This is a genomic window from Indolivaga alginatilytica (assembly GCF_003201355.1).
Taxonomy (GTDB): Bacteria; Bacteroidota; Bacteroidia; order Bacteroidales; family Dysgonomonadaceae; genus Dysgonomonas_A; species Dysgonomonas_A alginatilytica.
Window position 1 is genome coordinate 1 of record NZ_QICL01000062.1, and the last position, 5305, is coordinate 5305.

Genomic DNA, 5305 nt, shown 5'->3' on the forward strand with positions numbered 1-5305 from the left:
AAAAAAGATATACAAAGAAGAGTTTGATCCTGGCTCAGGATGAACGCTAGCGACAGGCCTAACACATGCAAGTCGAGGGGTAGCATGAAGTAGCAATACTTTGATGACGACCGGCGCACGGGTGAGTAACACGTATGCAACCTACCTTCTACAGGGGAATAGCCCGGAGAAATCCGGATTAATACCCCATAACGCAGGGATACCGCCTGGTAATATTTGCTAAAGATTAATCGGTAGAAGATGGGCATGCGTTCCATTAGCCAGTTGGTGAGGTAACGGCTCACCAAAGCAACGATGGATAGGGGAACTGAGAGGTTTATCCCCCACACTGGAACTGAGACACGGTCCAGACTCCTACGGGAGGCAGCAGTGAGGAATATTGGTCAATGGACGAGAGTCTGAACCAGCCAAGTCGCGTGAAGGATGACTGCCCTACGGGTTGTAAACTTCTTTTGTATGGGAGTAAAAAGGGTTACGTGTAACCTCTTGCAAGTACCATACGAATAAGCATCGGCTAACTCCGTGCCAGCAGCCGCGGTAATACGGAGGATGCAAGCGTTATCCGGATTTATTGGGTTTAAAGGGTGCGTAGGCGGGATTATAAGTCAGCGGTGAAAGTTTGAGGCTCAACCTTAAAATTGCCGTTGAAACTGTTTTTCTTGAGTATATTTGAAGTAGGCGGAATTCGTGGTGTAGCGGTGAAATGCATAGATATCACGAAGAACTCCAATTGCGAAGGCAGCTTACTAAACTATAACTGACGCTGAAGCACGAAAGCGTGGGTATCAAACAGGATTAGATACCCTGGTAGTCCACGCCGTAAACGATGATTACTAGCTGTTTGTGATATTACAATAAGCGGCTAAGCGAAAGCGATAAGTAATCCACCTGGGGAGTACGCCGGCAACGGTGAAACTCAAAGGAATTGACGGGGGCCCGCACAAGCGGAGGAACATGTGGTTTAATTCGATGATACGCGAGGAACCTTACCCGGGCTTGAAATGCATCTGACCGCTTAAGAAATTAGGCTTCTAGCAATAGCAGATGTGTAGGTGCTGCATGGTTGTCGTCAGCTCGTGCCGTGAGGTGTCGGCTTAAGTGCCATAACGAGCGCAACCCACATTGTTAGTTACTAACAGGTCAAGCTGAGGACTCTGACAAGACTGCCAGCGTAAGCTGTGAGGAAGGTGTGGATGACGTCAAATCAGCACGGCCCTTACGTCCGGGGCGACACACGTGTTACAATGGATGGTACAGAGGGTCGCTACCTGGTGACAGGATGCCAATCTCCAAAGCCATTCCCAGTTCGGATTGGAGTCTGCAACTCGACTCCATGAAGCTGGATTCGCTAGTAATCGCGCATCAGCCATGGCGCGGTGAATACGTTCCCGGGCCTTGTACACACCGCCCGTCAAGCCATGGAAGCTGGGGGTACCTGAAGTACGTAACCGATAAGGAGCGTCCTAGGGTAAAACTAGTGACTGGGGCTAAGTCGTAACAAGGTAGCCGTACCGGAAGGTGCGGCTGGAACACCTCCTTTCTGGAGAAGCCTTGTCTTACCTATTACAGATTCTTAAAAAAATAAGAATCTACCCGATGTCTAATGTATTATATATGAAGTTGTTTTTAAAAAAAATGTAGAACCTGATAAAATAAGAGAACACAGAAGCTGTAGCCACAGTTTCAGGCGCGAAAAAAGAACAAGCCAGTCCTATAGCTCAGTTGGTTAGAGCGCTACACTGATAATGTAGAGGTCGGCAGTTCAACTCTGCCTGGGACTACCAAGACAGTCAACAGTCAACAATATACAGTCAACAGTTAAAATAACAACTGATCACTGCTAACTGTTCACTGTTCACTGAACCCACGGGGGATTAGCTCAGCTGGCTAGAGCACCTGCCTTGCACGCAGGGGGTCAACGGTTCGAATCCGTTATTCTCCACCAAAGACAGACAACAGTTACCAGATAACAGTCAACATTAAATATGTTCACTGATAACTGATCACTGTAAACTGATCAAAACGATCTTTGACATGATGTAAACAAGAGCAAGTAGAAAAAATAAGTATATATCAAACCGATATATAGTTATATATAACTTATATATAATTATAAATCAGGCGAAGAAAAAAGTAAATAAGGGCACATGGGGGATGCCTAGGCTCTCGAAGGCGACGAAGGACGTGATAAGCTGCGAAAAGTTACGGGGAGGAGCAAATATCCTTTGATCCGTAAATATCCGAATGGGGCAACCCGTCAGAAGAAGATTCTGTCATCTGGTCTAACCAGAAGCAAACGTGGGGAACTGAAACATCTAAGTACCCATAGGAAAAGAAAACAAAAGTGATTCCCAGAGTAGTGGCGAGCGAAATGGGATTAGCCCAAACCAATAATGTTTCGGCATTATTGGGGTTGTAGGACTGCGCTGTGGCAAGAAGTTAGAGTAGTAGAACGATTTGGAAAGATCGATCACAGAGGGTGATAATCCCGTATACGAAACCCTAACCAAGCCTAGCAGACTCCTGAGTAGTGCGGGACACGAGAAATCCTGTATGAATCCACCGGGACCATCCGGTAAGGCTAAATACTTCCGAGAGACCGATAGTGAACCAGTACCGTGAGGGAAAGGTGAAAAGAACCTCGAACAGAGGAGTGAAATAGACCCTGAAACCATGTGCCTACAAGCGGTCGGAGCCATTAATGGTGACGGCGTGCCTTTTGCATAATGAACCTACGAGTTACTCTCATTGGCAAGGTTAAGTACCAGTAGGTACGCAGCCGAAGCGAAAGCAAGTCTTAACAGGGCGCTTAGTCAATGGGAGTAGACGCGAAACCAAGTGATCTACCCTTGAGCAGGTTGAAGGTTGGGTAACACCAATTGGAGGACCGAACCGGTAAGCGTTGAAAAGCTTTCGGATGACTTGAGGGTAGGGGTGAAAGGCTAATCAAACTTGGAGATAGCTCGTACTCCCCGAAATGCATTTAGGTGCAGCCTCGGCTTATAACTTGTGTCAGGTAGAGCTACTGATTGGATGCGAGGGCTTCACCGCCTATCAAGTCCAGATAAACTCCGAATGGGCACAAGATTTTACCGGGAGTGAGGGCATGGGTGCTAAGGTCCATGTCCGAGAGGGAAAGAACCCAGACCATCAGCTAAGGTCCCCAAATACATGTTAAGTTGAATTAACGAAGTGTTGCTACAAAGACAGCTAGGATGTTGGCTTGGAAGCAGCCATTCATTTAAAGAGTGCGTAACAGCTCACTAGTCGAGTGGCGATGCGTGGATAATAATCGGGCATCAAACATGTTACCGAAGCTATGGGATAAAATATTATCGGTAGGGGAGCATTCTGTTCAGCGTAGAAGGCGTAGCGTAAGCTACTCTGGAGCGGACAGAAAAGCAAATGTAGGTATGAGTAACGATAAAGGAGGTGAGAAACCTCCTCGCCGAAAGACTAAGGTTTCCTGATCAACGCTAATCGGATCAGGGTCAGTCGGGACCTAAGGATAAGCCGAAGGGCGATTCCGATGGACGAAACGGTTAACATTCCGTTACTACTATAAAGAGTGATGTGGGGACGCAGAAGTGAAACTACTGCCATCTGACGGAATAGATGGTTAAAGAGTGTAGGCGTTGATTCCGGTAGGCAAATCCGCCGGGAGAGTCGAACTTGAAAGTATGATGAGCCCTTGTGGCAAGTCAATAATGTAGGTAAACACACTGCCAAGAAAAACCGCTAAACGCTAATCTTTATCGTACCCGTACTAAAACGGACACACGTAGTTGGGTTGAGTATACTAAGGCGCTCGAGTGATTCACAGTTAAGGAATTAGGCAAAATGACCCTGTAACTTCGGGAGAAAGGGTACCTATCAGTGATGGTAGGTCGCAGAGAATAGGTCCAGGCAACTGTTTAACAAAAACACATGGCTATGCAAATTAGAAATAAGAAGTATATAGCCTGACACCTGCCCGGTGCTGGAAGGTTAAGAGGAGAAGTCATCAGCAATGAGAAGCTTTGAATTGAAGCCCCAGTAAACGGCGGCCGTAACTATAACGGTCCTAAGGTAGCGAAATTCCTTGTCGGGTAAGTTCCGACCTGCACGAATGGTGTAATGATCTGGACACTGTCTCAACTGTGAGCTCGGTGAAATTGTAGTATCGGTGAAGATGCCGATTACCCGCGATGGGACGAAAAGACCCCGTGAACCTTTACTATAGCTTTACATTGAATTTGGGCACTTGATGTGTAGGATAGGCCGGAGACTATGAAGCAGGTACGCTAGTATTTGTGGAGTCACCCTTGAAATACGGCCCTTTAATTGTTTGAATTCTAACTCGTAGATACGAGGACACTGTATGGTGGGTAGTTTGACTGGGGTGGTCGCCTCCAAAAGAGTAACGGAGGCTTCTAAAGGTGCGCTCAGAACGATTGGTAACCGTTCGTAGAGTGTAATGGCATAAGCGCGCTTGACTGAGAGACCGACAAGTCGATCAGGTAGGAAACTAGAGCATAGTGATCCGGTGGTTTCAGTATGGAATGGCCATCGCTCAAAGGATAAAAGGTACTCCGGGGATAACAGGCTGATCATTCCCAAGAGCTCATATCGACGGAATGGTTTGGCACCTCGATGTCGGCTCGTCACATCCTGGGGCTGGAGAAGGTCCCAAGGGTTGGGCTGTTCGCCCATTAAAGTGGCACGCGAGCTGGGTTCAGAACGTCGTGAGACAGTTCGGTCTCTATCTATCGTGGGCGTAGGATATTTGCGGGGATCTGACACTAGTACGAGAGGACCGTGTTGGACAGACCCCTGGTTTACCGGTTGTTCCGCCAGGAGCATCGCCGGGTAGCTAAGTCTGGATTGGATAAGTGCTGAAAGCATCTAAGTACGAAGCCAGCCTCAAGATAAGATATCCTTATAAGGGTCGTCGCAGACTACGACGTTGATAGGCTACAGGTGTAAAGGCAGTAATGTCATAGCCGAGTAGTACTAATTGCCCGAAACTTTTTTCATGTAACCCTGCCCGGGTGAATCGCCTGATTGATCGGGTTTGCTACATACGAAGTAATTTTTGAAAGCTCTTTTACATCACGTCTTATTATAACAGTCATACAGTCAGCAGTGACCAGTCAACAGTAAAACAACTGTTCACTGTTATCTGATAACTGTTCACTGACAAACATATTAAGGTGGTTATAGCGTTGGGGATCCACCTCTTCCCATTCCGAACAGAGAAGTTAAGCCCAACCACGTCGATGGTACTGCCTTTAGGTGGGAGAGTAGATAGCCGCCCTCTTTTTAA

The 5305-nt window shown here is 47.1% G+C and carries 2 tRNA genes and 3 rRNA genes; all 5 read left to right on the forward strand.

Annotated elements, in window-relative coordinates:
• Nucleotides 1-11: 11 nt before the first annotated feature.
• The 5 genes from CLV62_RS21335 to rrf all read left to right on the forward strand — a co-directional run bounded on the left by CLV62_RS21335 (nt 12) and on the right by rrf (nt 5299).
• Nucleotides 12-1540 (forward strand): 16S ribosomal RNA (locus CLV62_RS21335).
• Nucleotides 1541-1707: 167 nt separating this feature from the next.
• Nucleotides 1708-1784: transfer RNA gene (locus tag CLV62_RS21340), tRNA-Ile, on the forward strand.
• Nucleotides 1785-1868: 84 nt separating this feature from the next.
• Nucleotides 1869-1945, forward strand: a tRNA-Ala gene (locus CLV62_RS21345).
• A gap of 181 nt (nt 1946-2126) precedes the next feature.
• A 23S ribosomal RNA gene (locus CLV62_RS21350) occupies nt 2127-5016 on the forward strand.
• A 172-nt stretch (nt 5017-5188) separates the two neighbouring features.
• Nucleotides 5189-5299: ribosomal RNA gene (gene rrf, locus CLV62_RS21355) — 5S ribosomal RNA — on the forward strand.
• The 16S, 23S and 5S rRNA genes sit together here with 2 tRNA genes alongside, the layout of an rRNA operon.
• The last annotated feature ends 6 nt before the right edge of the window (nt 5300-5305 follow it).